This window comes from Paraburkholderia atlantica (genome assembly GCF_000092885.1).
GTDB classification, from domain to species: Bacteria; Pseudomonadota; Gammaproteobacteria; order Burkholderiales; family Burkholderiaceae; genus Paraburkholderia; species Paraburkholderia atlantica.
This window is the reverse complement of record NC_014117.1, coordinates 1,260,924-1,286,345: the sequence shown is the minus strand read 5'-3', so window position 1 is coordinate 1,286,345 and position 25,422 is coordinate 1,260,924. Positions and strand designations below refer to the sequence as shown.

The window sequence follows — 25,422 nt, the reverse complement described above, 5'->3', positions numbered from 1 at the left end:
GTGTACGGAGTCGGCACATTATGTCGGCGTTTGCGCGGGAAAAGAAAGAGGGGCACGACCTGTGGATCGCGGCGCTTCTCCGTTGGACATTGACGCGCGCCGCCAGCATCTTCTTGCGTCAGGATTGCGAATGAAAATGTAATTTAAATCGAATATTTCGCCCTCGTCTGGGTCATTCTGCGCAGACGCGTCGAGTTATGCACTTTTGTTGTGCCTAACATCTCGGTTCGGGTGCATGCCCTGCTCGGACAGCGCACCGCTCGAAACCATCCGGACTGCCATCCCGGTGCCCGATTGCACCGAGCCGACGCGGCCAGCACTACTTTGGCCCGCTTCTTGCTCACATAGCGCACTTTTTTGGCATAAGCGGGACATATCGATGGAAAGTCTGAAATACGGCGCCGATACCGAGTTTCTTCTGATCGGCGCCGCCATGGTGCTGGCGATGCACGCGGGATTCGCCTTCCTGGAGCTCGGCACCGTGCGCAAGAAGAACCAGGTCAATGCACTGGTCAAGATTCTGGTGGACTTCGCGGTCTCGACGATCGCGTACTTCTTCATCGGCTACACGATCGCATACGGCGTGCAGTTTTTCGACAGCGCGGCAACGCTCGCCCAGCACAACGGCTATGCGCTCGTGCGCTTCTTCTTCCTGCTGACGTTCGCCGCCGCGATCCCCGCGATCGTGTCGGGCGGCATCGCCGAGCGCTCCAAGTTCAATCCACAGCTGTTCGCGACGTTCGTGCTGGTCGGCTTCGTCTATCCGTTCTTCGAAGGCATCGCGTGGAACGACCGTTTCGGCATTCAGGACTGGCTCACGCAGGCGTTCGGCGCGCCGTTCCATGACTTCGCTGGTTCGGTGGTGGTGCACGCGTTCGGCGGCTGGGTCGCGCTGCCGGCCGTGCTGCTGCTCGGTGCGCGCCACGGCCGCTATCACCGCGATGGCGGCATCGCCGCGCATCCGCCGTCGAATATTCCGTTTCTCGCGCTCGGCGCATGGGTGCTGACGGTCGGCTGGTTCGGCTTCAACGTGATGAGCTCGCAGACGCTCGACAAGATCAGCGGCCTCGTCGCGGTCAACTCGCTGATGGCGATGGTCGGCGGCACGCTGAGCGCGTGGTTTGCGGGTCGCAACGACCCGGGCTTCACGTACAACGGCCCGCTCGCTGGGCTCGTCGCGGTGTGCGCGGGCTCGGACATCATGCATCCGCTCGGCGCGCTGGTCACGGGCGGCATCGCCGGCATGCTGTTCGTCTATATGTTCACCTGCGTGCAGAACCGCTGGCGCATCGACGACGTGCTCGGCGTGTGGCCGCTGCACGGCCTGTGCGGCGCATGGGGCGGCATTGCGGCCGGCATCTTCGGCACCCACGCGCTCGGCGGGCTGGGCGGGGTGTCGTTCGCCTCGCAGATCATCGGCACGCTCGGCGGGATCGTCGTGTCGGGGCTCGGCGGCACGGTCGTGTATGGCGTGATCCGCATGACGGTCGGTCTGCGGCTCGACCAGGAAGAGGAGTACAACGGCGCCGATCTGTCGATTCACAAGATTTCGGCGACGCCGGAGTAAACCAGGGCGGCGCTCGCGGGAGAAGCGAGAGGCACGGACGAGGCGTGGGCCACACGCCTGTCCCCAAAATCCGCACGCCGATGTTAGACTTCGCGGCTGGAGATGGCATTCTCCATTAACCGCCCATGGGGCTGATGATGCCTGCTACGCCCGGTTATGCGGACGCGGCATCAACTCGCCCGCATCAACCGGTTTGTCGACATTCCCGGTTCGATCCTCGTCCATGTATTGGTCTTTTCTCGCTGTCGCGATTGGCGGCGCACTCGGCTCGCTGTTTCGCTGGTTCCTCGGCTTTCGGCTGAACCCACTCTTTAGTGACCTGCCGCTTGGCACCCTCGCCGCCAACGTGATCGCCGGCTACATCATCGGCGTGGCGGTCGCGGGCTTCGCGCGTGTGCCCCAGCTCTCGCCGGAATGGCGGCTATTCGTCATCACCGGTCTGATGGGCGGGCTGTCGACGTTCTCGACGTTCTCCGCGGAAGTCGTGCAGCGCCTGCAGGACGGCCGGCTCGGTTGGGCGGCTGGCGAAGTGGCGATTCACGTGAGCACGTCGCTGATCATGACGATTCTCGGCATCGCGACGGTTTCGCTGCTGGCGCGCTGAGGCGCGCGCCTGCCGGACGAACCTAGGCCACTTGTACCGTCATTTCCAGTTCAAGGCACGCACCCAACGGAATCTGCGCGACGCCGAAGGCCGAACGGGCGTGCTTGCCGTCTTCGCCAAAGATTTCAACCAGCAGTTCGGAAGCGCCGTTGGTCACCAGATGCTGCTCGGTGTAATCGGGCGCCGAATTGACGAGGCACATGAGCTTGATAATCCCTTGTACCCGATTCAGATCGCCCAGAAAGGTGTGCAGCGAGGCCAGTACATCGATCGCGGTCAGCCGGGCGGCCTGTTTGCCCTCCTCCGTCGCCAATGTTTCGCCGAGTTTGCCCACCCAGACCTCGCCATCCCGCTTCGCAATGTGACCGGACAGATAGACGCTGCTGCCCGCTTGACGACACATCACGTAAGCGGCCGCAGGCGCGCCGGCAGTCGGCAGACCGATGCCAAGCTGGCTCAGTTTTTCATAGATATCGATACGACTCATCAAGACCTCCTCGATAGATCTGGTTCTGTGCTGATATCGCTGTTGCGTACGCGTGATCAGTGCTTCGGAGACACGATCGACTTTGGCTCGAGGAATGCCTCGAGGCCATACACGCCGAATTCGCGGCCAACCCCGGATTGCTTTACGCCGCCAAAAGGCGCCATCGTTTCCGGGACGATGCGATTGACCAGCACACTGCCCGCCTCCAGCGCCGAAGCAATCGCGACGCCATGTTCTTGCCGCCCCGAGAAGACGTAGGCCTGCAGTCCATAGATCGAGTCGTTGGCCATTCTGATGGCTTCTTCCTCGGAGTCGTACGCGAGAACGCAGAGTACCGGGCCGAAGATTTCCTCTTTCGCGATATCCATCTCCGGATGCACGTCAGCGAAAACGGTCGGCTTGACGAAGAAGCCTTTAGTCAAACCATCTGGGCGGCCTTCCCCGCCGGTTACCAGCGTCGCCCCTTGCGCCAGGCCGACCTGAATGTAGCGCTGGATGCGCTCGTACTGGCTGCGTGTCGACAGCGGCCCAATTACCGTTGCCGGGTCGCGCGGGTCGCCAACCCGCATCGCCGAAACCGTACGTTCGACCAGAGACAACGCTTCGTTCAACCTGATCCGCGGTACCAGCAGACGCGTGCCGTTCACGCAAGCCTGGCCGTTGTTCATGAAGGCCGCGTTCAGTGCGAGAGGGATCGCACCGTCGAGATCGGCATCGGGTAACACGATCGACGCCGATTTTCCCGACAACGACAGGCTCACTCGCTTCATCGTATCGACAGCGGCGCGGGCGATATGCTTGCCCGTCGAAGTCGAACCCGTGAACGAGATTTTCCTGACGCCAGGATTGATGCTCAGTTCGTCGCCGACGTCACTGCCACGTCCCAGCACAACGTTCACGGCGCCGGCAGGGAGCTTCGCTGCATGCAGGGCTTCCGTCACCACCTGCGTCTGCAACGGAGCGAGTTCGCTCGGCTTGATGACGGTTGCGCAGCCGGCCGCGAGCGCGGACGCCAGCTTGCTGCAGATCGTCCCCGCGATGCTGTTCCATGGAACGATCAGCGCGGAGACGCCCACCGGTTCGAGACGCACGCTTGCATCGCCTATCTGTCGTTCGAACGGAAAATCCTTCAACAGGTCGGCCGTTCTCGACAGGCAATCGGACGCGTATTGACTGACCCACTGCGCCCGCGCCAACGGACCGCCGTATTCCTCGATGGTGGCTTCACGGATGTCGTCGGTACGAGCGAGGATCGCTGCCTGCAGGCTATGCAGCATGTCGATACGCTCCGCTTTCGACGTATCCCGCAAGAATGGCTGGACGGCACACGCCGCGGCGATCGCATTTCGGGCGTCGTCGCGATCGGCGAGCCGGACCATCGCAATCGGTTGCTCGGTGGCGGGGTTCAGAGACTCGATGGTCTCGGCGCCATGCAAGCGCGCGAACCCGCCATTGATATAGCCTCCATTGATTTCACGCATGGTCCTTTCTTCCATTCGTTGTTCGATTCTGCTTCGCGGCTTCGCGTACGGATCATCAGTCCGCTACCGGATCGATCACCGACACCGGCGCACTGCGCTGTTCGATCGCAAGCCCGGCCTGCAGACACAGGTCTTCCCTGAAATGCGCGGCAACGATCTGAACGCCCACTGGAACTCCGTTCACCAGATCAGTCGTGACCGTGAGACCCGGCAAGCCCATCGCGGGCAGCGCTCGCATCGTGAGTTGCGACTCCCACACGCGCTCGAACCCTGCGATGCCCTCGCGATCCAGATCGTCGGGAAACGGCAGCTCCGCCGATACGGGCAGGACCAGAACCGGATAGCGATCGAAGAACGTTCGCCACTGCCGCATCAAGGTGGTACGTTTGACGAGCGAATCCTTGATGACATCGACCGGCAGGTCGACTACCTTCAGCCGCGCCGCCGCGACCACCGCGGCTGCGCCCGGGTCGCCATCGCTCTCCACCGAATTTGCCAGGGCGTCGAATCCATCGCCAAGCCACAGCCGCTCCTGAACTTGCGCTGCCTCGCGAATCGGTGGCGTGTCGTCGATTTCATCGACCGTCCAGCCGGCATCGACGAGTTTGCGCGCGGCTTCGCGCAGCGCCGTTTCGACTTCCGCAGCGATCCGCAAACCGCCGGGACGCAGGCACAACGCCGCGCGCTTCGGCGCCTCGGCGCCGACTAGCGGCACCGGCACATACCAGGGGTCCCGCACGTCCGGTGCCGACAGCGCCAGCAGACCCAGCTGCAGGTCAGCGATCGTTCGGCCCATCGGGCCCGCCGCCGACATCAGTTGAGGACCGATCGGGCGTTCCGGCCATGTCGCGTTATACGCAGGCACGCGTCCCAGGCTCGGGCGAATTCCATGAACACCGCACGCGTACGCGGGATAGCGGACCGAACCGCCGATATCGGTGCCGATCGCGAGCTGCCCAATGCCCGCCGCGACGGCGGCAGCGCCGCCGCCCGACGAACCACCCGGTGTGCGCGACCGGTCTCGGGGATTGAAGGTTTTGCCGTGCACCTGGTTCGACGTGAACCAGCGCAACGCAAAGGTCGGCGAGTTACTGCGGCCCAGCAACACCGCGCCCGCCTTTTCCAGGTTGTCGACGAGCGGGCTATTCACCTGCGCAACGAGGTTCTCGTGGCTCCGCGCTCCGTTCGTCGTCGCAAAGCCACGCTGGTCGATGTTGATCTTCACCGTCACTGGAACGCCGGCGAGCGGCCCCAGCTTGTCGCCACGAGCGCGCGCGCGGTCCACCGCCTCGGCCTGCTGAATCACCGCTTCTGGCCGGTACGCGACGATCGCATTAAGCACCGGATTCACCGATTCGAGACGCGCCAGTGCGGATTGCGCGGCCTCTCTTGCCGATACGTCACCGTTCCCGATCCGCGTCGCAAGTTCGCTTGCACTCAGGCGCCAAAGTTCTTTCATGGATTCTCCCGGGAGTCGTCGTTGGTCTTCGCCAATCCGAACGATGTCTATGCCGCCGTGCCGGATTGAACTGTCATGCACACAGGCATCATTTAGCGCGCACTTTGTATCCGCATGTTGTCTGGTACTTCGTTATTTGTAACGGCACATTATGGGTTCTCCCGTGCATCGATAACAACGCGGTGATGGTTGACGCGCAATTGCATGTGCGCACGCTCGCAGCCATATCCAAAGGTATAACGCTGTGTCGACATCCGTATAGGGTTCGTCACCGAATGTCTGATAGAGAAGAGGCGGACAGCAGACTATGCTTTCGAGCGGGCAAGACCCACATTCAAGACTCCTCCTCAATCCCTCGCCAACAGGTGATTCCATGACGTTACGCCACAAGGCACTCACGGGTGCTCTCGCCGTTCTGCTGTCGTCGGCCGCACTCGTACAAGCTGCCACGCCCCCCGCCGACAACGCCGCTCCGACCAAAGAGCAGCTTCGCGCGGAGATGCGCGCCGATCGCGCCGCCAATCACGCACTGGCAAAGAAGGTTCGCGAGGCTCTGTTCAGTTCCAAACGTCTGAACGACACGGATATCGCCGTATTCGCGAATACGCGCACGGGCAAGGTCACGCTGGCGGGCACCATTCTCGACGAATCGCAGGACCAGCTCGCTCAGGATGTCGCGTCGAAAGTGCCGGGCGTTCAGTCGGTGTCGAGCAAGCTGACGTTGTACGCTGCGCCCTGATCCTGCCGGTTTCATCGTGGGAGATCGCGCCGGCAGTGCCGGCGCATTTCGATAGGCTCATCGAGCGGGAACGGCGGCGCCGACGGTAGGCCAACGACCCCGCGGAAAGCCGGAAGATCATGGGCAAGCCGCCGCGCATGCCTCCAGGTCAACGCGCGTATCGCGTGAAAACGTAGTCGCGATCCTTGACAAGCGCGGCATGGCACGCAAAGCACGTCTGATGCTGCGCGGCATCCGCGGGCACACCGTTGATGAACCGTCCGAAGCCCCAACCGCCCGTCGATGCATAGCGGCGTGAGTCCTTCACCATGACCTGCACCGTCGTCGGTTCGCCCGGCACGGTCGCCGGCGCAAAGTCGTCCGACTGCTTCTTTCTGTATGCCAGCTTGACCAGAACGGTCCCGTCCGGAAACGGCTGCGTGGCACTCTCGATTGCCTTGATCGCGAGTGGATTGCCCAACACCACGCGCAGTTCGTCGAGCGGCGCGGCTTCCTCCGCCGGGGCAACCATCTGCCATTGCCGGTAGCCTTTGGGAATCGTCACGCCATAGATGGGCGACGGCGTGCCCGTCACATCGGCGGCCACGGCACCCTGATTCGCCGCTGCCGCCAGCACGAGCGCCATTGCGACAAGCGGCGCCCTGAAGTGAGCGAGCATCATTTCGCACACTCTTCCGTTAAAGACGCTGGACTTGCAGCAGCGCGTCCGCGAACGCCTTGGGCGCCTCTTGAGGCAGATTGTGGCCAATGCCGCCGCTGATGTCGCGGTGCTGGTACTTGCCGGTGAACTTCGCGGCGTACGCGGCCGGCTGCGGATGCGGCGCGCCGTTGGCGTCACCTTCGAGCGTGATGGTCGGCACCGCGATCGCCGGCGACTGCGCAAGCCTCTTCTCGATGTCGTCATACTTGGCCTCGCCGTGCGCGAGCCCCAGACGCCAGCGATAGTTGTCGATCACCACCGCCACATGATCAGGGTTGTCGAACGATGCCGCCGTGCGTTCGTAGGTTGCGTCATCGAAGCGCCACTGCGGCGACGCAAGACGCCAGATCAGCTTGTTGAAATCGTGACTGTTCTGCGCATAGCCTGCCTGACCGCGCGCCGTGGAGAAATAGAACTGATACCACCAGGCGAGCTCGGCCTGCGGCGGCAGCGGTTTCTCGTTGGCCGCCTGGCTACCGATCAGATAACCGCTGACGGAAACGAGCGCTTTGCAGCGCTCGGGCCACAGCGCCGCGACGATATTGGCGGTGCGCGCGCCCCAGTCGAATCCGCCGATCACCGCCTGCCTGACGTTCAACGCGTCCATGAACGCGACGATATCGACGGCGACAACGGCTTGCTGTCCATTGCGCGGTGTGTCCGCCGACACGAATCGCGTCGGACCATAGCCGCGCAAATACGGCACGAGCACCCGGTGCCCGGCTGCCACGAGTATCGGCGTGACCTCGGCGAAGCTGTGGATATCGTAGGGCCAACCGTGCAGCAGGACAACGACCGGACCTTCTTTCGGGCCCACATCGACGTAGCCGATGCTCAAACCATTTGCTTGAACGCGGCGAATCTCACCGAAGGAGGCGGCGTTCGTGCTCGCGGACACCGACTGCGCGCGAGCGAATCCGGCAACTCCCGATCCCGCTACCGCAACGCCGGCAAGGCCGGTTCTCAGAATTTGCCGGCGACGTTCGTTAATCAGTTTTGCCACGCTCCATCTCCTCTCGAGTAGTTTAAAGTCGACTCGATCAAGCTTATGGACAGACGTGACATGGCACCATCCGATCAACGGATCGGACTATACGGCGATCGGTTTAGCGCCCTATACGTAGGTATATCCGCACGCAGAGCAACGGCCTCGCTATTGCGCCGAAGTACTGAGCTACTTGCAGTTTTCACCTAGCGCAAACTGGAGTGCCGCGAGAAGTGCGGTATCGCTAAAGGGCTTGAACAGACAATCAGACGCGCCCTTCATGAGCAGGCGCTCGCGAACGGCTTCGTCCTTGTGGGCGGTGATGAAGACAACGGGGATCTTCTGGCCGAGACGTTTCAACTCGGAAAAGAGCCCGAGCCCGCCCTTCCCGGTCATGTTGACGTCGAGGACCAGACAATCGGTCTGATCGACGACGCCGGACGCAAGGAAAGCTTCCGCCGACGCGAACACGTTGACCGCATATCCGAACATTCTCACCAGATCCGGAAGCGATTCCCGCACCGCTTCGTCATCATCAACCACCGTTACCAGCATGATTTCCCGCAATCAAGTCTCGTTGAGTCCACTACTCCGCTCGAAGCATGCACGAAGCGGAGCGGCTGATCCACGATACCTTGGTATCAATCGAATGAAAAACTCTTCGGAGCGCCGACACGCGAACTGAACTGGCCGCCCACCTGGGCGGCCATGATCACGAGCTCCGCCAGTGAGTTCGCCGCCATCTTCTCCATCAAGCGGCCACGGTGGCCTTTGACCGTGATCTCGCTGATACCTAGCTCGGCCGCCACCTGCTTGTTGAGCAACCCGGAAACCACCAACGCCATCACTTCACGCTCGCGACGAGTCAGCGCGGCATAGCGAGCCCGCAGCGCGGCATGTTCGCTCGCCGCTTCGATCGCGTGACGGCTATGTTCAATGCCGTCGCGAATGGCCTCGAGCAAAGCTTCACCGTTGAACGGCTTGGTGAAGAATTCGATCGCGCCGGCTTTCATGGCCCGCACGGTAACGGGCACATCGGGGTAGCCGGTGATGAAAATGATCGGCATGTCGGCGCGGTCGGCCACGATTTGCCGCTGCAGATCCAGACCGTGCAGATCCGGGAGAGAGACATCGAGCAGCAGGCAGCTTGGTCCGCAAACACGCGGGTGCGCGAGAAATTGCCGGGCTGATCCGAATACCCGCGGCTGCCATCCCGCGCTGCGAATCAGCAGCTCAAGGGATTCGCGCACGGAGATGTCGTCATCCACGACGAACACGACAGGAACCGCCTGCGGGGTACTCGTGGACACGTGGTCCTGGGTTTCGCCAGGTCTCTTCATGGCATACCTCGCTAATATCGGTCGCCGATTCGTGTGAAGGCTCCGAATGAATCCTGGTCCGAACACCGGACAATGCCGGATTCGCTGTTGCGCATCCATCATACAGAGGTATGTATATGCCCGTTATCCGCCTTTACCCGCCATATATGGGCAGACAGAATGCGAAGCTCGCGCCGGGCCCCTCCTTCGGCAAGGCCGCCCAAAGACGCCCGTTGTGGCTTTCGATGATCGACCGGCTGATCGCGAGACCAATGCCCATGCCGTCATTCTTGGTCGTATAAAAGGCATCGAAAAGCCGTTCCGTGTGTTGCGGATCGAAGCCGATCCCTGCGTCCTGCACGGTCAAACGAACCATCCCGTCGGACTCGGCCTCCGTCTTGATCGACATGCGGCGCGGCCGATCGTCGACGCTGCTCATCGCATCCGCGGCATTGCGCAGCAGATTCATGATCACCTGTTGGACTTGTACCCGATCACAGCCGACCAACGGCAGCCCGTCCGCGAACTCCGCGCGCACGCTGACCCGGTCCCGGTCCAGATCGCTCTGCATCAGGGCAACGACCTCGCGCGCCGTATGGCCGAGATCGACTGCCTCGAGCGTCACGCTGCGCCTGCTGAAGAGCGCACGCAAGCGCGCAATGACATCGGCCGCGCGGTTGCCGTCGCGAATCGTGCGCCGCGCGGTCTCCTGCGCCCCTTCGATATTGGCGGGCACTGCGGCCAGCATGCGAAGACAGGTGCTGGCGTTGGTCACGATTCCCGACAGCGGCTGGTTGACTTCGTGGGCGATCGACGCCGTCAACGCGCCAAGGCTCGTTATCCTCGCGACATTCAAAAGCTCCGAGCGCGCCTTGTCGAGCGCCTCTTCCGAGCGACGGCGCTGGCTGATATCGAGAGCCGTGCCGATGTATTCGCGGCGTCCCGGACGGTCAGTCGCGCGATGCCCAAGCAAATGCACATGCTTGACGGACTGGTCTGGCATCAACAGGCGATACTGGCTCTCGACATCGCTATCGCCGCGTTGCACCTGTTCGATCAACTGAAACGCGAGACCGACGTCCTCCGGGTGATAGCGCGCGACGATACGATCGAGCGTCACCGTAGTGCCCGGCTCGAACTCGAAGATGTGATAAAGCTGATCCGACCAGGCGATCTCGCCGGTATCGACGTGCCACGAGAAGTTGCCCATTCTCGCCAGCGCCTGACCTTCGGCGAGAAATGCTTCGCTGCGCCGCAGCTCCTCCTCCGCACGCTTGCGGTCGTCGATGTCGATGTTGACGCCGTACCATTTGACGACCTTGCCGTGCTGGTCCCGCAATGGGCTGGTGCGAAACAGAAACCATCGGTATTGGCCGTCGTAGCGCAGCATTCGCGCCTCCGCCGCGCCGGGCAACTGACTGGCCATCACGGAGCTCCATACCGACATCAGCCCAGCCCGGTCGTCCGGATGCACCGAGTCCATCCATCCGTAATCTCGCACCTGCGACAGGGTTCTGCCGAGATAATCGAGGTAGTGCTGGTTGTAAAACTCGCCGGTGCCGTTCAGGCGCGCTGACCAGATCAGCGCGGGCAGTGCATTGATTGTCTCGTTGAGGTGGCGCTCGCTCGCGGCGAGCGTGATTTCCGCACGCTTGCTGTCCTCGATATCGATCGACAGGAAGAACCAGCGCAGAATGCCACCGTCCCGGCCGCGCAACGGAAATCCGCGCACGTTGAACCAGCGGTAGCTTCCGTCGGCACGCCGGTAACGGGTCTCTACATTGTGCGCGGTGCCGCTCGCGAGCGATGCTTCCTGTGCGACGATTACCGCCTCGAGATCTTCCGGATGAATGAACCCGCCGCTCCGCCACGCTTTGAGTTCCTCGAACGACTTTCCGAAGTATTCCGACGTGAGCCGATTCTGGGCTTCGACTTCGCCTGTTGGCGACATCACCGTGACGGGCACGGGAATGCTCTCGACGATCAACTGCAGGTCGAGCTCCCGGCGCTTCAGTGCCTCCTCCGCTCGCCGCAAGTCCTCGACGTCATTGCAGATTCCGCACCACCGGACGATCCGCCCTTCGGCATCACGCAGCGGACTGATCTGAAGCACGAACCGACGGTACTGGCCGTCGAAGCGCCGTAGACGCACCGGAATTTCACCCGGCTCTGCGGACGCCAGAATGGCGGTTTGCCGCTCGAGCAGCCTCGGCAAGTCGTCGGCGCTGATCACGTCGCGCCACTGCCAGTCAGACGAAGTGCCGAGCACGCGTCCTGTGTATTCGGACCACTTTCGGTTAACGAAGTCGACCCGACCGTCGGGCAGCGCGGTCCAGGCCATCACAGACAGCGCATCGAGGACGATGCCGGAATCAATTGCCAGTCCCATCATTGTTTTGATTTTGCGAGCAGGCGCGAGATTCTCAAACGTTCGCCGAAACCTGCTTTCAGGTGCGTAGTTTGGTGCGACCAGAAGGTTGCGCGATTATCCCATGCGACGAATGTCATCGCAATTGCAATGGGTGCGCAAAAGGCGGGCTGATCAAAGCCGCATTGAGGTGGTATTGAAGACCGCGAAGTTGGCTGATTGCCACGTTGCGGGCGTCATTCGCACCCGCCTTTACTGCCCGGATGGACCAACGCCAAGCGCAACGGTTTTACGCACGAGGTCGGCAACGGAGCGCACATTCATTTTGCGCATTGCCTGGCCCCGATGAATCTTGACCGTCACCTCGGCGATCCGCATTCTGGAAGCGATCTGCTTGTTCATCAGACCGGACGCGACGTTGACCAGCACCTCCCGCTCGCGAGGCGTCAGCGCGCCCCACCGTTCGCGAGCCTCGAACAGCGAGCTATCCGCTTCGAGGCGTTGTGCGTCGCGCTGCAATGCCGTGACCACCGCGTCGATCATGTCCTGATCGCGGAACGGCTTGGTGAGAAAGTCCAGCGCCCCCGCTTTCATCGCCTCGACCGTCATGGCGATATCGCCATATCCCGTCATGAAGACAACGGGCATCGGAGCGCGTTGCTGCGTCAATAGCGACTTCTGCAACGCCAATCCGCTTTGGCCACGCAAGCGCACGTCCAGCACGAGGCACGCTGGCCCCGGGCCTTTGGGCGCCGCGAGGAACTCTTCAGCGGAGCGGAAGGCGTCGACTTCCAGGTCGATCGAGCGCAGCAGACCCGTTAGCGCTTCGCGTACCGAATCGTCGTCGTCTACGACATAGACGATGCCCGCGGTTCTGTTGGCTGCGGTGGTAGCGGACCACGCGGTCTCAGTATTTAGCATCACGATAGTCTTCTACGACGATACGGTCTGCGAATGGGGCCATCGCAGACACCCTCGATATCAGTTGGACTTCAATACCTGACTCGACAGTTGCAGGGAATAGCCGCCCGGTTGCCGGCCGGGATGCGGTCATCCCTGTCACGTCAAGCCTGAAGCTTACATGGGGCGTAATGAAGAGGCTCTAGTACTTTGGTATTGGAATTCGCGTCGAGCGGCCTGAATCGGAATGTCCAGGGCTTACTGATTTTTCGGATGGTGAGCTAATACCTTGGTATGAGTTAGTCGCTCGGGACCGTCTGAGCGCCGGCTGGCGGATTAATATGTCTGCCCTTGTCGATCAATAGAGTTCGACGCATGCAACCATTCCATGCTCTTTTCGTTCTGCTCGGCACGCTGCTCGCCGCCAGCGGTTATGGCGCGACGTTTCTGCTGTCGATGCATTTCCGCTCCGCCGGCGGAACCGACCTGAATACCGGCATTGCGTTGGCGCAAGCGGTGATCGGCACGTTCGTGAGCTTTCCGCTGGTCGACTGGTTCGCGCCGCGCGTCGGCGCGGCGCGATTGTCCGCGTTCGCGGCGCTATGCCTGGGCGCAGGTGTCGCGGCTTTCACGGTAATCGCGCCAGAGCATGCGATCGGTTTCGTCCCCGGGTTCCTGGTCGGTTTCGGCTGGGGTTCCTTCAGTCTCGCCGCACCCATGGCACTGGCCGAACGAACCACGAATACCGATCGTGGCTCGTGGTTCATGCGGTTCGGCACGATACAAATGGTGGGCATCGGCACCTGTCCCGCGCTAGCCGCGTTCGCGATCCGCTCGCTGCACTGGACCGTGACGAGCGTGCTGCTCGTCGTCGCGGGGCTGTGCATGGTTGGATCGTTGATGCTGGAAGTGTTCGCACGGCTGTCGCCGAATCCCGCAACGCACACGCAAAAGCCGTGGGCACTCAATTCCGGCGCCATACTCCGCACGCGCGCGGTTTATTCGATCGCGATGATTGGCTTGTGCGCCTGCGTTTTCTCCGGCTTATTGACGTTCCAGATGTCGCTCGTTCAGGGAACTGGCTCGCACGCCGGTACGTTCTTCAGCTTCTATACCGTGACGGTCATTCTCGCGCGCTGGCTGCTCGGACGGCTCGTGATCAGTTCGCGGCGTGAAATCACGACGAAACTCGTGCTCATGTTGATGCTGCTTGGCATTGTCGCAATGTTCGCCGTTCCGTATCACACGCTCTTTCACCCGACCAGCGCCGTGCTGTTCGGAACCGGCTACGGCCTCGCCTACCCCGTGATCCAGGAACAGGCTGTCAACGATTCCGACGCCCTCCATCGTCACGCCGCGCTGACATGGTTCATCGTCGCTTACTCGGCCGGTGCGTTCGGCTTTCCAGCCGTCGGCGGCTGGGTGCTCGTGCACGCTGGAAAGAACGCGTTGACCGCGCTGATCGCGATGTGCGGCATGACGGCGCTCGTGCTATCCGTGCTCCGCGACAGGCGAAGCCTTGCCGCACAATTCAGCTCGTGAGCGCCGCGCGTGATCTTCGGTGGTAACGCGCCGGTGCGCCGTTTTCGCCACATCGCCATCAGCATCGCCCACTTGAAGCGCATCGACAGCAGGCGTGGCGCGAGCGCCGGAAACAACCATAGAAAAAGGACAGCGTCGACAACGACCACGACGGAATGTTGAATGACAGATAAAAGGGATTCCACGCCTGCAATAACGGAAGCTGCAAAACCGCATTGACGGCTACTTCAACGCCGCTCATGGTTTGGCAGGATTTAACCGTTCAGATGAAGCGACTTGAGCGACTTAATGCTTTTATGGAGCGCCGATTTTTGCGACGTTCCTCGAACTGTCCGTGGGCGGAAATTTCTGACAACTGGAGTTTGCGTGCGCTGATAGCCTTTGTTCGAGTGAACCCGAGGGATACCACGACGACCACCGTGCCATTGAAAATTCAGGCTTCAGCTGTTGTGTACTGAGCGATGACCCAAAAAAAAGGCGTCACGTTGCCGTGACGCCTTAAAAAGTTCTAGCCATTCCGAGGGCCGTGCTAGAACCTGAGAGAAGGTATTCGAAAGGCGCAAGCGCATTGGAGGGCAATCGATCCTGGATTTCGGGATTCTTCCGCTCGCGCGCACCAAAATGCAGCGGATAAAAACGGCTTTCGAAATGGGGTTCCATTTTTTATGGTTATGCTGACTAAGTCAAGCAAAAAGATATAGTCGCTGATCGATCGGCAAATTCTTCCGATACAATGATTTTTCTAAACGAATATGAATGGATGCCCCGGTTTGGAGATGTCCCCGCCTCGCGCGGGCGGTCGTCAACAGGTTAACGAGCGAGCAATTTGAAATACTGTTCCAAAAAAACGCATGAACCGATCCACACCCAGCCAGACCGTCACCGCCAAGGTCCCCGCCAGCAAAGACCGAGACGGCCCGGGCGATGAAGTCACCGCGCTCGCGCGCGGGCTGACCGTATTGCGTGCCGTCGCCGCCGCGCACGCACCACTCAGCAATCGCGAACTCGCCGAATTGACCGGGATTCCGAAGCCCACCGTGTCGCGCATCACCGCGACGCTCGTCGGCGCCGGTTTCCTGCTGCGACTGCCCGAAAGCGAGCGCTTCGTGCTGACCTCGTCGGTGCTCGAACTGAGCAACGGCTTTCTGCGCAACTTCGACATCCGCTCGCGCGCGCGGCCATTCCTGATCGAACTCGCGGAACGCACCGCGTTGTCCGTGCATCTGGCGGTGCGCGACCGCTACGACATGGTCGTCATCGACGCGATCCGGCCGCGTTCGGCGGTGCTCGTATCGCGACTCGAGATCGGCTCGCGCATGAGCTTGACGCGCACCGCGGTCGGCCGGGCGTATCTCGCCGCGCTCGCGCAACCGGATCGCGACCGTCTGCTCATCGGTCTGCAGACGGCCGAAGGCGACGATTGGGGCTACATCGGCAGCCGTCTCGCCAGCGCGATCCAGGACACGCTCGAGCGCGGCTTCGCCATTGCGACCGGCGAGTGGTACAACGGGCTGAACGCGATCGCGCTCGGCTTCGTCGGGCCGTCGGGTGAGCGCTACGCGGTCAATTGCGGCGGCTCGGCCGATCAGTGTCCGCGCGACTGGCTGATCTCGGACGCCGCACCCGCGCTGCTCGAATGCATCGACAAGATCGTGCTGGAGATCGGCGGCACGCCGGGGCGCCGGCTCGACGAATAGCCCGGCGGCGGCAACGGGCGCCAATCGGCGCCCGCGCAGGCCGAACGCGGCGCCGGCCGCCTGCGGTCTGTGCAGCGACGAAGGCATCGCGCCCACCTCTACCCTACAATTCGCCAACAGCCTGTAACCCTGGTAATTAACCGAAAAATACGCGGCTGGACTGTTACAGACGCCGCAACGTACGATCACGCATCCCGTCGCGGGACCGCGCCGCGAGCCGCGAGCGCCGTCGAAGCGGCCTCGCCGATCCGTGATGATTCCGCATTGCGTTAACATCTCTGTCCCGCGCCTCGGATAGCATCGCGCTAAATATTGCGCGGCGCGCGCCGCCACGACCGCCTGACATGCCGCCCATATCCCGGCCCGCCGTCTTTCGAACGGCGGCGAGCGCATCGGCGGCTCACATCACAAAGCCAGCCACCTGACCGAACCGATGGACGAACAACAAAAGCACCCGGAAACCCAACGCCCTGCCGCTTCCCAACCGTCCGCGAGCGGCGCGCAATCGAGCGCGCCCGGCGCGGTGAAACGCCACCGCGGCCGCACTGTCGCGCTGATCGTCGCGGCGCTGGTCGTGCTCGGCGTCGTACTGTGGCGCTGGCATCCGTGGGGCAGCCCCGGCAGCGGCGCGAGCGCGCCGGGTGCCGCGAGCGGCGCGCGCAGTGGTCGCTTGGGCCGCGGCGGTCCGAACGCAATGGCCAACATGCCGCAGCCCGTTCACGTCGCCGCCGCGACGCAGGGCGAGATGCCGGTCGTGCTGACCGCGCTCGGCACGGTCACGCCGCTTGCCACCGTCACGGTGCTGCCACAGCTGAGCGGCGTGCTGCAGGACGTCTATTTCAAGGAAGGCCAGATGGTCAAGAAGGGCGACGTGCTGGCCCAGATCGACCCGCGTCCGTATGAGATTTCGTTGCGCAACGCCGAGGGCACGCTGGTGCGCGACCAGGCGCTGCTCGCCACCGCCCGTCTCGATCTGAAGCGTTATCAGACGCTGCTCGCGCAAGACTCGATCGCGAGTCAGCAGGTCGACACGCAGGCGTCGCTGGTGCGGCAATACGAAGGCACGGTGAAGGCCGACCAGGCGAACGTCGACAGCTTCAAGCTCGACCTCGTGTACGCGCGCATTACCGCGCCGGTGTCGGGACGTGTCGGTCTGCGTCAGGTCGACCCGGGCAACTACGTGACCTCGGGCCTCGCCAACGGCATCGTCGTGATTACGCAGCTCGATCCGATCAGCGTGTTGTTTACGACCTCCGAAGACAATCTGCAGCAGATCATCCAGCACACGCGCAACGGCGAGTCGCTGTCGGCCACCGCGTACGACCGCAGCAACACGCATCCGCTCGAAGTCGGCTCGCTGAAGACGATGGACAACCAGATCGACACCACCACCGGTACGATCAAGCTGCGCGCGATCTTCGAGAACAAGGACAACGGCCTGTTCCCGAACCAGTTCGTCAATACGCGTCTGCTCGTCGATACGATCAAGGACGCGGTGATCGTGCCGACCTCGGCGGTGCTCAACGGCTCGCAGGGTACCTTCGTGTACATCGTGAAGCCCGACAACACGGTCACCGTGCGCCAGGTCAAGGTCGGCCCGGTCGATGGCGAGCGTACCAGCATCCAGTCGGGTCTCGCGGTCGGCGAACGCGTCGTGATCGACGGTTCGGACCGGCTGCGCGAAGGCTCGAAGATCACGATCCCGGCCGAACGGCCGCGTGGCGCGTCCGGCGCGCAGGGCGCGAGCGCTCCGGCGGCCGCCTCGGGCGCGCACGAGCGTCGCGGCCGGCGCGCGTCGCAAGCATCGCAATAAAGTAAAGGCACGGCACTTACCGCATGAATCCATCCCGCGCTTTTATTCTGCGTCCCGTCGGCACCGCGCTGCTGATGGCGGCGATCATGCTGGTCGGCCTCGTCGCGCTGCGCTTTCTGCCGCTGTCCGCGCTGCCCGAGGTCGACTATCCGACGATCCAGGTGCAGACTTTCTATCCGGGCGCGAGCCCGGACGTGATGACGTCGTCCGTGACGGCGCCGCTCGAGAGGCAGTTCGGGCAGATGCCGTCGCTGAACCAGATGTCGTCGCAAAGCTCGGCCGGCTCGTCGATCATCACGCTGCAGTTCAGCCTCGACCTGCCGCTCGACATCGCCGAGCAGGAAGTCCAGGCGGCGATCAACGCGGCGGGCAACCTGCTGCCGTCCGACCTGCCCGCGCCGCCGATCTACGCTAAGGTCAACCCGGCCGACGCGCCGATCATCACGCTCGCGATCACGTCGAAAACGCTGCCTCTCACGCAGGTTCAGGATCTCGCCGACACGCGTCTCGCGCAGAAGATCTCGCAGGTCGCGGGGGTGGGTCTCGTGAGCCTGTCGGGCGGCCAGCGCCCGGCGATCCGCATTCAGGCGAACCCGCGCGCGCTCGCCGCGTACGGGCTGAATCTCGATGATCTGCGCACCACGATCTCGAACCTGAACGTCAACACGCCGAAGGGCAATTTCGACGGCCCGACGCGCAACTACACGATCAATTCGAATGACCAGCTGACCGACGCCGACGAGTACAAGAGCGCCGTGGTCGCATACAAGAGCGGCCGCCCCGTGATGCTGACCGACGTCGCGAGCATCGTGCCGGGTCCGGAGAACACGAAGCTCGGCGCGTGGGTTAACGACACGCCCGCGATCATCCTGAACGTGCAGCGCCAGCCGGGTGCGAACGTGATCCAGGTGGTCGACAGCATCAAGGCGCTGCTGCCGCGCTTGCAGCAGTCGCTGCCCGCCGCGCTCGAGGTCGAGGTCGTCACCGATCGCACCACCACGATCCGCGCGTCGGTGCGCGATGTGCAGTTCGAACTGGCCATGTCGGTCGTGCTGGTCGTGCTGGTGATGTACCTGTTCCTCGCCAACATCTATGCGACGATCATTCCGAGCCTGTCGGTGCCGCTGTCGCTGATCGGCACGCTCGCGGTGATGTACCTGTGCGGCTTCTCGCTCGACAATTTATCGCTGATGGCGCTGACCATCGCGACCGGCTTCGTCGTCGACGACGCGATCGTGATGATCGAGAACATCGCGCGCTACGTCGAGGAAGGCGACTCGGCGCTCGAAGCCGCGCTGAAGGGCTCGAAGCAGATCGGCTTCACGATCATTTCGCTGACGGTCTCGCTGATCGCGGTGCTGATTCCGCTGCTCTTCATGGGCGACGTGGTCGGCCGCCTGTTCCATGAATTCGCAATCACGCTCGCGGTGACGATCGTCATCTCGGCGGTCGTGTCGCTGACGCTCGTGCCGATGATGTGCGCGAAGCTGTTGCGCCACACGCCGCCGCACGACAGTCACCGTTTCGAGGCGAAGGCGCACCGCTTCATAGACTGGGTGATCGCGCGCTACGCGGTCGCGCTCACGTGGGTGCTGAACCGTCAGCGCTCCACGCTGGTCGTAGCTGTCCTCACGCTGGTGCTGACCGGGCTGCTGTACGTGTTCATACCGAAGGGCTTCTTCCCGGTGCAGGACACCGGCGTGATCCAGGCGATCACACAGATGCCGCAGTCGGTGTCGTTCGCGTCGATGGCCGAGCGCCAGCAGGCGCTCGCCGACCAGATCCTGAAGCACCCGGACGTCGAAAGCCTGACCTCGTTCATCGGTGTGGACGGCAGCAACATCACGCTGAACAGCGGCCGCATGCTGATCAATCTGAAGCCGCGCGACGACCGCAGCAACACCGCGAGCGAAGTGATCCGCCAGTTGCAGAAGGACGTCGCGCATATTCCGGGCGCGTCGCTGTACATGCAGCCGGTGCAGGACCTGACGATCGATTCGACGGTCAGCCCGACGCAGTATCAGTTCATGCTGACCGATCCGAACATCGGCGAATTCACCACGTGGGTGCCGAAGCTGGTCGAGCGCCTGAAGCAGTCGCCCGAACTCGCCGACGTCGCAACCGATCTGCAGGACAACGGCCGCTCGGTGTTCATCGAGATCGACCGCGCGACCGCCGCGCGCTTCGGCATCACGCCGGCCACGATCGACAGCGCGCTGTACGACGCGTTCGGCCAGCGCATCATTTCGACGATCTTCACGCAGTCGAACCAGTACCGCGTGATTCTCGAAGCGCAGCCGACGATGCAGCACTACACCACGTCGCTGAACTCGATCTACCTGCCGTCTTCCACGGCGGCGGGCGGCCAGGTGCCGCTGTCGTCGATCGCGAGGTTCATCGAGCGACCCGCGCCGCTGCTGGTCACGCACCTGAGCCAGTTCCCGGCCACCACGGTGTCGTTCAACCTTGCGCCGGGATCGTCGCTCGGCGCGGCCGTGAGGGCGATCGAACAGGCCGAAAAGGACATCGGCCTGCCCGAGTCGTTCCAGACGCGCTTCCAGGGCGCGGCGCTCGCGTTCCAGGCGTCGCTCGCGAACGAGCTGTTCCTGATCCTCGCGGCGATCGTCACGATGTACATCGTGCTCGGCGTGCTGTACGAGAGCTTCATCCATCCGATCACGATCCTGTCCACTCTTCCGTCGGCCGGCGTCGGCGCGCTGCTCGCGCTACTGATCACCGGCCACGATCTCGACATCATCGGCATCATCGGCATCGTGCTTTTGATCGGTATCGTAAAGAAGAACGCGATCATGATGATCGACTTCGCGCTCTACGCCGAGCGCGAGGAAGGCAAGCCGCCGCGCGAGGCGATCTACCAGGCGTGTCTGCTGCGTTTCCGGCCGATCCTGATGACCACGCTCGCCGCGCTGCTCGGCGCGCTGCCGCTGATGCTCGGCACCGGCGCGGGCTCGGAGCTGCGCCGGCCGCTCGGTATCGCGATCGCCGGCGGCCTGATCGTGAGCCAGCTGCTGACGCTGTTCACGACGCCGGTGATCTATCTCGCGTTCGATTCGCTCGGCCGCCGGCTGCGCGAGCGCTTTAACCGTGGCGATTCGTCCGGCAGCGCCACGCCGCCCGCCACCGATGCAGGGAACTGAGCGATGAACCTGTCGCGTCCGTTTATTTCCCGTCCGGTCGCCACCACGCTGCTGGCGATCGGCATCGCGCTGTCGGGAGTATTCGCGTTCACCAAGCTGCCGGTGGCTCCGTTGCCGCAGGTCGACTTCCCGACCATCTCGGTACAGGCGACGCTGCCGGGCGCGAGCCCGGAGACCGTCGCGACCAGCGTCGCGAGTCCGCTAGAGCGGCACCTCGGCTCGATCGCCGACGTCACCGAGATGACGTCGCAAAGCTCGGTCGGCTCGACCCGCATCACGATGCAGTTCGGCCTGAACCGCGACATCAACGGCGCCGCGCGCGACGTGCAGGCGGCAATCAACGCGGCGCGCGCCGACCTCCCCGCGAGCCTGCGCAGCAACCCGACCTACCACAAGGTCAACCCGGCCGACGCGCCGATCCTGATTCTCGCGCTGACGTCGAGCACGCGCACGCCCGGCCAGCTCTACGATTCGGCCGCCACGGTGCTGCAGCAGTCGTTGTCGCAGGTTCAGGGGGTCGGCGAAGTGGACGTGAGCGGCTCGGCGAATCCGGCGGTGCGCGTCGAGCTGCTGCCGCACGCGCTGTCGCATTACGGCATCGGCCTCGAGGACGTGCGCGCGGCGCTCGCCTCGGCCAACGCGAACAGCCCGAAAGGGGCGATCGAGTTCGGCGAGAACCGCGTGCAGCTGTACACCAACGACCAGGCCACCAAGGCGTCGCAGTACAAGGATCTCGTCATCGCCTATCGCAACGGCGCGCCGGTCAAACTCTCCGACATGGGCGAGGTCGTCGATTCGGTCGAGGACCTGCGCAACCTCGGCCTCTTCAACGGCAAGCACGCGGTGCTCGTGATCCTGTACCGGCAGCCGGGCGCCAACATCATCGAGACCGTCGACCGCGTGAAGGCGATGCTGCCGCAGCTGCACGCGTCGCTGCCCGCCGACGTCGAAATCTCGCCGACCTCGGACCGCTCGACGACGATCCGCGCGTCGCTGAAGGACACCCAGCGCACGCTCGTGATCGCGGTCGCGCTGGTCGTGATGGTCGTGTTCCTGTTCCTGCGCAACTGGCGCGCGACGCTGATTCCGAGCGTGGCCGTGCCGATCTCGATCATCGGCACGTTCGGCGCGATGTACCTGATGGGCTTCTCGCTCGACAACCTGTCGCTGATGGCGTTGACCATCGCAACCGGCTTCGTCGTCGACGACGCGATCGTCGTACTCGAAAACATCTCGCGCCACATCGAGGACGGCGTGCCGCGCATGAAGGCCGCGTTCCTCGGCGCGCGCGAGGTCGGCTTCACGGTGATGTCGATCAGCATCTCGCTCGTCGCCGTGTTTCTGCCGATCCTGCTGATGGGCGGCATCGTCGGGCGGCTGTTCCGCGAGTTCGCGCTGACGCTGTCGCTCGCGATCGCGGTGTCGCTGGTCGTCTCGCTGACGCTCACGCCGATGATGTGCTCGCGGCTGCTGCGCGAGCCGCACGAGAAAAAACAGGAAAGCCGCTTCGGCCGCTGGCTCGAACGCGGCTTCGCGTCGATGCAGCGCGGCTACGAGCGCACGCTCGGCTGGGCGCTGCGGCATCCGCGGCTGATCCTCTTCGTGCTGCTGCTGACCATCGGGCTGAACGTCGCGCTGTACATCATCGTGCCGAAAGGTTTCTTCCCGCAGCAGGACACCGGGCGCATGATCGGCGGCATCCAGGCCGACCAGAGCACGTCGTTCCAGGCGATGAAGGGCAAGTTCTCGCAGATGATGGACATCGTCAGCAAGAACCCGGCGGTCGACAGCGTGGTCGGCTTCACCGGCGGCCGGCAGACCAATTCGGGCTTCATGTTCCTGTCGCTGAAGCCGAAGAGCGAACGCAAGCTGTCCGCCGACCAGGTGATCCAGCAACTGCGCGCGCCGCTCGGCGACGTGGCCGGCGCGCGCACCTTCCTGCAGGCGGTGCAGGACATCCGCGTCGGCGGCCGGCAATCGAACGCGCAGTATCAGTTCACGCTGCTCGCCGACTCGACGCCCGATCTGTACAAGTGGGGGCCGAAGCTCACCGAGGCGCTGCAGGCGCGCAAGGAGCTCGCGGACGTGAACTCCGACCAGCAGCAAGGCGGTCTCGAAGCGATGGTGACGATCGACCGCGCCACCGCTGCGCGCCTCGGCATCAAGCCCGCGCAGATCGACAACACGCTGTACGACGCGTTCGGCCAGCGCCAGGTGTCGACGATCTACAACCCGCTGAACCAGTATCACGTCGTGATGGAAGTCGCGCCGCGCTACTGGCAGAGCCCGGAGATACTGAGCCAGATTTACGTCAGCACCTCGGGCGGCAGCGCGAGCGGCGCGCAGACCACCAACGCGCCGGCCGGCACCGTGACGTCCAGGGCGACCGGCACGGCGGCCACGACGAGCGGTGCCGCGGGCGGCGCGGCAACCGGCGGCACCGCAGCGACCAGCGCGGCCAGCATCGCGGCCGACTCGGCGCGCAACCAGGCGATCAACTCGATCGCGGCGAGCGGCAAGTCGAGCGCGTCGTCGGGCTCGCCGGTGTCGACCGCGAAGGAAACGATGGTGCCGCTGTCGGCGATCGCCAGCTTCGGGCCGGGCACCACGCCGCTGTCGGTCAATCACCAGAGCCAGTTCGTCGCCTCGACGATCTCGTTCAACCTGCCGCCGGGCGTGTCGCTGTCCACCGCCACGCAGGTGATCTACGACACGATGGCCGAAATCGGCATGCCCGCCACGATCCACGGCAGCTTTCAGGGCACCGCGCAGGCGTTCCAGCAGTCGATGTCCGATCAGCCGATCCTGATCCTCGCCGCGCTCGCGGCGGTGTATATCGTGCTCGGCATCCTGTACGAGAGCTACATCCACCCGCTGACGATCCTGTCGACGCTGCCGTCCGCGGGCGTCGGCGCGCTGCTCGCGCTGCTGCTGTTCAACACCGAGTTCAGCATCATCGCGCTGATCGGCGTGATCCTGCTGATCGGCATCGTGAAGAAGAACGCGATCATGATGGTGGACTTCGCGATCGACGCGTCGCGCAAGGGGCTGTCGTCGCGCGACGCGATCTACCAGGCCTGTCTGCTGCGCTTCCGGCCGATCATGATGACCACCTTCGCAGCCATGCTCGGCGCGTTGCCGCTCGCGTTCGGCAGCGGCGAAGGCGCGGAGATGCGCGCGCCGCTCGGTATTTCGATCGTTGGCGGCCTGATCGTCAGCCAGATGCTGACGCTCTATACGACGCCGGTCGTCTATCTGTATATGGATCGCATCCGCGTGCGCTGGGAGGCGAGAAAGGCACGCCGCACGGGTGGCGCGGCGCCGACGTCGTCATGATGCAGTGGAGGTGGCGCTCACAGCTTCTGCTCGATGGCCAGCGAGAAGATCCGCTGCCATCGGCGCGCCACCCGCTCGTTCGACATCGGCACGAGCCACTCGCCGCGCCGTGTGTCCTTGACCTTCACGGCGAGCCGCGCCTGTGCGTCGCGGCCCTGTGCTTCGGCGCCGAGAAGATCCGCGAAGATATACGCACCCTGCTCGTCGCCGACGCGAATCTCGCAGAGCCGCTTGGCCGCCGCGAGCCGCACCGAACCCCAACTGCCCTTCAGCTCGTGCGTCCAGTCGCCGTCGCGCACGTTCGGCGCGACTTCGCGGCGCCGCTGCCGCCAGTACGCGAGCGCACCCGCAATCAGCAACGCAACCAGTACCGCCACGCTTTCCGCCACCGCCAGCCCGAAACTGGCCTGCAGCGCATCGAAGGCGCGTACCGCGCCGTACCCCAGCGCGACCAGCGCAATCAACGCAACGAGAATCGGCATCGCAAGCTCATCCGGTAAATGGTTTTAGCCTGACACGAGCAACAGGCGATGCCGCGTGCGACCTTTCACTGCCCCTTATGCGCGGCCGCCCACTCCTTGAGCGCGTTCAGCGTGTTCTCGACATGCTTGTCGGGCTGCAGGCTCGTGTACTCGTAGATGATCTTGCCTTCGGGCGAGATCACGTACGACACGCGATTCGCCATGCCGGCCTTCATCGGCAAGGCCGCGTCGTATGCGTTGATCACCTTCGCGTCGGCGTCCGCCGCGACCGGGAATTTGCTGCGGCATTCGCTGACCGAGAACTTCGTCAGCGTATCGATGTTGTCGTGCGACACGCCGATCACCGTCGCACCGTACTTTTTGTATTCGTCGACCGCATCGGCGAACTCGTGCGCCTCGATCGTACAGCCCTTCGTGAACGCGGCCGGATAAAAGTACAGCACGACCGGCCCCTTCTTCAGTTGATCGGCCAGCGAATACGTGTAGGTCTTGCCGCCGAGCGAGGCCTCGGCGGTGAACGGCGGCGCCGTATCGCCGGGCTTCAGGGTTGCCGAGGCAAGCGGCGAATGCATTGCGAATCCGAACGCCATGACGGCGGCCAATACCGCCGGTATGTGTCTTGTCTTCATCTGCTCCTCCATGCGTGAGCGCACGCAGTTGATCCCGTCCATCGAAGACAGCTCCGGCCAGCGTTACAGGCCGTCGCTGAACGTTCTATTGGACCACGGATGCGCACGCGGCGTCGGTCGGCGCCCGGAACACAGGCAAATCGAAAGGGTGCGGCG

The 25,422-nt window shown here is 63.4% G+C and carries 19 protein-coding genes and 1 riboswitch; of the genes, 8 read left to right on the top strand and 11 right to left on the bottom strand.

Annotated elements, in window-relative coordinates:
• Positions 1-379: 379 nt before the first annotated feature.
• On the top strand, positions 380-1,567 hold the full coding sequence (locus BC1002_RS05705) for an ammonium transporter (protein WP_013089120.1): 1,188 nt from the start codon (positions 380-382) through the stop codon (positions 1,565-1,567).
• Positions 1,568-1,656: 89 nt separating this feature from the next.
• Positions 1,657-1,718, top strand: a riboswitch (Fluoride riboswitch).
• Between the two features lie 72 nt (positions 1,719-1,790).
• Positions 1,791-2,171, top strand: coding sequence for a fluoride efflux transporter CrcB (gene crcB / locus BC1002_RS05700; protein ID WP_013089119.1), 381 nt, complete (start codon positions 1,791-1,793; stop codon positions 2,169-2,171).
• A 22-nt stretch (positions 2,172-2,193) separates the two neighbouring features.
• On the opposite strand, the gene BC1002_RS05695 is transcribed toward crcB, so the two are convergent.
• The 3 genes from BC1002_RS05695 to BC1002_RS05685 are packed head-to-tail and all read right to left on the bottom strand — an operon-like array spanning position 2,194 to position 5,598.
• On the bottom strand, positions 2,194-2,658 hold the full coding sequence (locus BC1002_RS05695; protein ID WP_013089118.1) for a RidA family protein: 465 nt from the start codon (positions 2,656-2,658) through the stop codon (positions 2,194-2,196).
• A gap of 56 nt (positions 2,659-2,714) precedes the next feature.
• Entirely contained in the window at positions 2,715-4,139 is a 1,425-nt protein-coding gene (locus tag BC1002_RS05690; protein WP_013089117.1) for an aldehyde dehydrogenase family protein, read from the bottom strand.
• Between the two features lie 55 nt (positions 4,140-4,194).
• Positions 4,195-5,598, bottom strand: coding sequence for an amidase family protein (locus BC1002_RS05685; protein WP_013089116.1), 1,404 nt, complete (start codon positions 5,596-5,598; stop codon positions 4,195-4,197).
• 373 nt (positions 5,599-5,971) lie between these two features.
• On the opposite strand from BC1002_RS05685, the gene BC1002_RS05680 reads away from it, so the two are divergent.
• On the top strand, positions 5,972-6,337 hold the full coding sequence (locus tag BC1002_RS05680) for a BON domain-containing protein (RefSeq protein ID WP_013089115.1): 366 nt from the start codon (positions 5,972-5,974) through the stop codon (positions 6,335-6,337).
• 148 nt (positions 6,338-6,485) lie between these two features.
• Here BC1002_RS05680 and BC1002_RS05675 read toward each other — a convergent pair whose 3' ends face one another.
• The 6 genes from BC1002_RS05675 to BC1002_RS05650 all read right to left on the bottom strand — a co-directional run bounded on the left by BC1002_RS05675 (position 6,486) and on the right by BC1002_RS05650 (position 12,630).
• Positions 6,486-6,998 (bottom strand): cytochrome P460 family protein, encoded by a 513-nt coding sequence (locus BC1002_RS05675; protein ID WP_013089114.1) that lies wholly within the window; start codon positions 6,996-6,998, stop codon positions 6,486-6,488.
• 16 nt (positions 6,999-7,014) lie between these two features.
• Positions 7,015-8,040 carry an alpha/beta fold hydrolase gene (locus BC1002_RS05670; protein ID WP_013089113.1) on the bottom strand — a complete coding sequence of 342 codons (1,026 nt, stop codon included), beginning with the start codon at positions 8,038-8,040 and terminating at the stop codon, positions 7,015-7,017.
• Positions 8,041-8,211: 171 nt separating this feature from the next.
• Positions 8,212-8,577: a response regulator transcription factor gene (locus BC1002_RS05665; protein ID WP_013089112.1), complete on the bottom strand. Its 366-nt coding sequence runs from the start codon at positions 8,575-8,577 to the stop codon at positions 8,212-8,214.
• Between the two features lie 86 nt (positions 8,578-8,663).
• Positions 8,664-9,362: a response regulator transcription factor gene (locus BC1002_RS05660; protein ID WP_013089111.1), complete on the bottom strand. Its 699-nt coding sequence runs from the start codon at positions 9,360-9,362 to the stop codon at positions 8,664-8,666.
• Between the two features lie 133 nt (positions 9,363-9,495).
• Positions 9,496-11,733, bottom strand: coding sequence for a PAS domain-containing sensor histidine kinase (locus BC1002_RS05655; RefSeq protein WP_013089110.1), 2,238 nt, complete (start codon positions 11,731-11,733; stop codon positions 9,496-9,498).
• Positions 11,734-11,961: 228 nt separating this feature from the next.
• Entirely contained in the window at positions 11,962-12,630 is a 669-nt protein-coding gene (locus tag BC1002_RS05650; RefSeq protein ID WP_013089109.1) for a response regulator transcription factor, read from the bottom strand.
• Between the two features lie 354 nt (positions 12,631-12,984).
• Between BC1002_RS05650 and BC1002_RS05645 the strand changes: the two genes are divergently transcribed.
• From BC1002_RS05645 to BC1002_RS05625, 5 genes are all read left to right on the top strand, one after another.
• Complete coding sequence (locus BC1002_RS05645) at positions 12,985-14,151, top strand: MFS transporter (RefSeq protein ID WP_013089108.1); 1,167 nt, start codon at positions 12,985-12,987, stop codon at positions 14,149-14,151.
• 851 nt (positions 14,152-15,002) lie between these two features.
• Positions 15,003-15,848 carry an IclR family transcriptional regulator gene (locus tag BC1002_RS05640; protein ID WP_013089107.1) on the top strand — a complete coding sequence of 282 codons (846 nt, stop codon included), beginning with the start codon at positions 15,003-15,005 and terminating at the stop codon, positions 15,846-15,848.
• 433 nt (positions 15,849-16,281) lie between these two features.
• The gene (locus BC1002_RS05635) at positions 16,282-17,661 is read left to right on the top strand and encodes an MdtA/MuxA family multidrug efflux RND transporter periplasmic adaptor subunit (protein WP_013089106.1); all 1,380 of its coding nucleotides are present in this window, start codon (positions 16,282-16,284) and stop codon (positions 17,659-17,661) included.
• A gap of 23 nt (positions 17,662-17,684) precedes the next feature.
• Positions 17,685-20,819 carry an MdtB/MuxB family multidrug efflux RND transporter permease subunit gene (locus tag BC1002_RS05630; RefSeq protein WP_013089105.1) on the top strand — a complete coding sequence of 1,045 codons (3,135 nt, stop codon included), beginning with the start codon at positions 17,685-17,687 and terminating at the stop codon, positions 20,817-20,819.
• A gap of 3 nt (positions 20,820-20,822) precedes the next feature.
• Positions 20,823-24,155: an efflux RND transporter permease subunit gene (locus BC1002_RS05625; RefSeq protein WP_013089104.1), complete on the top strand. Its 3,333-nt coding sequence runs from the start codon at positions 20,823-20,825 to the stop codon at positions 24,153-24,155.
• A 17-nt stretch (positions 24,156-24,172) separates the two neighbouring features.
• Here BC1002_RS05625 and BC1002_RS05620 read toward each other — a convergent pair whose 3' ends face one another.
• A complete protein-coding gene (locus BC1002_RS05620) occupies positions 24,173-24,637 on the bottom strand; it encodes a hypothetical protein (RefSeq protein WP_013089103.1) in 465 nt (154 codons plus the stop codon).
• Between the two features lie 65 nt (positions 24,638-24,702).
• Positions 24,703-25,266 carry a peroxiredoxin gene (locus BC1002_RS05615; protein WP_041734603.1) on the bottom strand — a complete coding sequence of 188 codons (564 nt, stop codon included), beginning with the start codon at positions 25,264-25,266 and terminating at the stop codon, positions 24,703-24,705.
• Positions 25,267-25,422 lie beyond the last annotated feature (156 nt).

What these genes read in the sequence shown, in the direction of transcription:
- BC1002_RS05705 (WP_013089120.1), top strand. Translation starts at nt 380, where the DNA reads ATGGAAAGTCTGAAATACGGCGCCGATACCGAGTTTCTTCTGATCGGC.
- crcB (WP_013089119.1), top strand. Translation starts at nt 1,791, where the DNA reads ATGTATTGGTCTTTTCTCGCTGTCGCGATTGGCGGCGCACTCGGCTCG.
- BC1002_RS05695 (WP_013089118.1), bottom strand. Translation starts at nt 2,658, where the DNA reads ATGAGTCGTATCGATATCTATGAAAAACTGAGCCAGCTTGGCATCGGT.
- BC1002_RS05690 (WP_013089117.1), bottom strand. Translation starts at nt 4,139, where the DNA reads ATGCGTGAAATCAATGGAGGCTATATCAATGGCGGGTTCGCGCGCTTG.
- BC1002_RS05685 (WP_013089116.1), bottom strand. Translation starts at nt 5,598, where the DNA reads ATGAAAGAACTTTGGCGCCTGAGTGCAAGCGAACTTGCGACGCGGATC.
- BC1002_RS05680 (WP_013089115.1), top strand. Translation starts at nt 5,972, where the DNA reads ATGACGTTACGCCACAAGGCACTCACGGGTGCTCTCGCCGTTCTGCTG.
- BC1002_RS05675 (WP_013089114.1), bottom strand. Translation starts at nt 6,998, where the DNA reads ATGATGCTCGCTCACTTCAGGGCGCCGCTTGTCGCAATGGCGCTCGTG.
- BC1002_RS05665 (WP_013089112.1), bottom strand. Translation starts at nt 8,577, where the DNA reads ATGCTGGTAACGGTGGTTGATGATGACGAAGCGGTGCGGGAATCGCTT.
- BC1002_RS05660 (WP_013089111.1), bottom strand. Translation starts at nt 9,362, where the DNA reads ATGAAGAGACCTGGCGAAACCCAGGACCACGTGTCCACGAGTACCCCG.
- BC1002_RS05655 (WP_013089110.1), bottom strand. Translation starts at nt 11,733, where the DNA reads ATGATGGGACTGGCAATTGATTCCGGCATCGTCCTCGATGCGCTGTCT.
- BC1002_RS05650 (WP_013089109.1), bottom strand. Translation starts at nt 12,630, where the DNA reads ATGCTAAATACTGAGACCGCGTGGTCCGCTACCACCGCAGCCAACAGA.
- BC1002_RS05645 (WP_013089108.1), top strand. Translation starts at nt 12,985, where the DNA reads ATGCAACCATTCCATGCTCTTTTCGTTCTGCTCGGCACGCTGCTCGCC.
- BC1002_RS05640 (WP_013089107.1), top strand. Translation starts at nt 15,003, where the DNA reads ATGAACCGATCCACACCCAGCCAGACCGTCACCGCCAAGGTCCCCGCC.
- BC1002_RS05635 (WP_013089106.1), top strand. Translation starts at nt 16,282, where the DNA reads ATGGACGAACAACAAAAGCACCCGGAAACCCAACGCCCTGCCGCTTCC.
- BC1002_RS05630 (WP_013089105.1), top strand. Translation starts at nt 17,685, where the DNA reads ATGAATCCATCCCGCGCTTTTATTCTGCGTCCCGTCGGCACCGCGCTG.
- BC1002_RS05625 (WP_013089104.1), top strand. Translation starts at nt 20,823, where the DNA reads ATGAACCTGTCGCGTCCGTTTATTTCCCGTCCGGTCGCCACCACGCTG.
- BC1002_RS05620 (WP_013089103.1), bottom strand. Translation starts at nt 24,637, where the DNA reads ATGCCGATTCTCGTTGCGTTGATTGCGCTGGTCGCGCTGGGGTACGGC.
- BC1002_RS05615 (WP_041734603.1), bottom strand. Translation starts at nt 25,266, where the DNA reads ATGAAGACAAGACACATACCGGCGGTATTGGCCGCCGTCATGGCGTTC.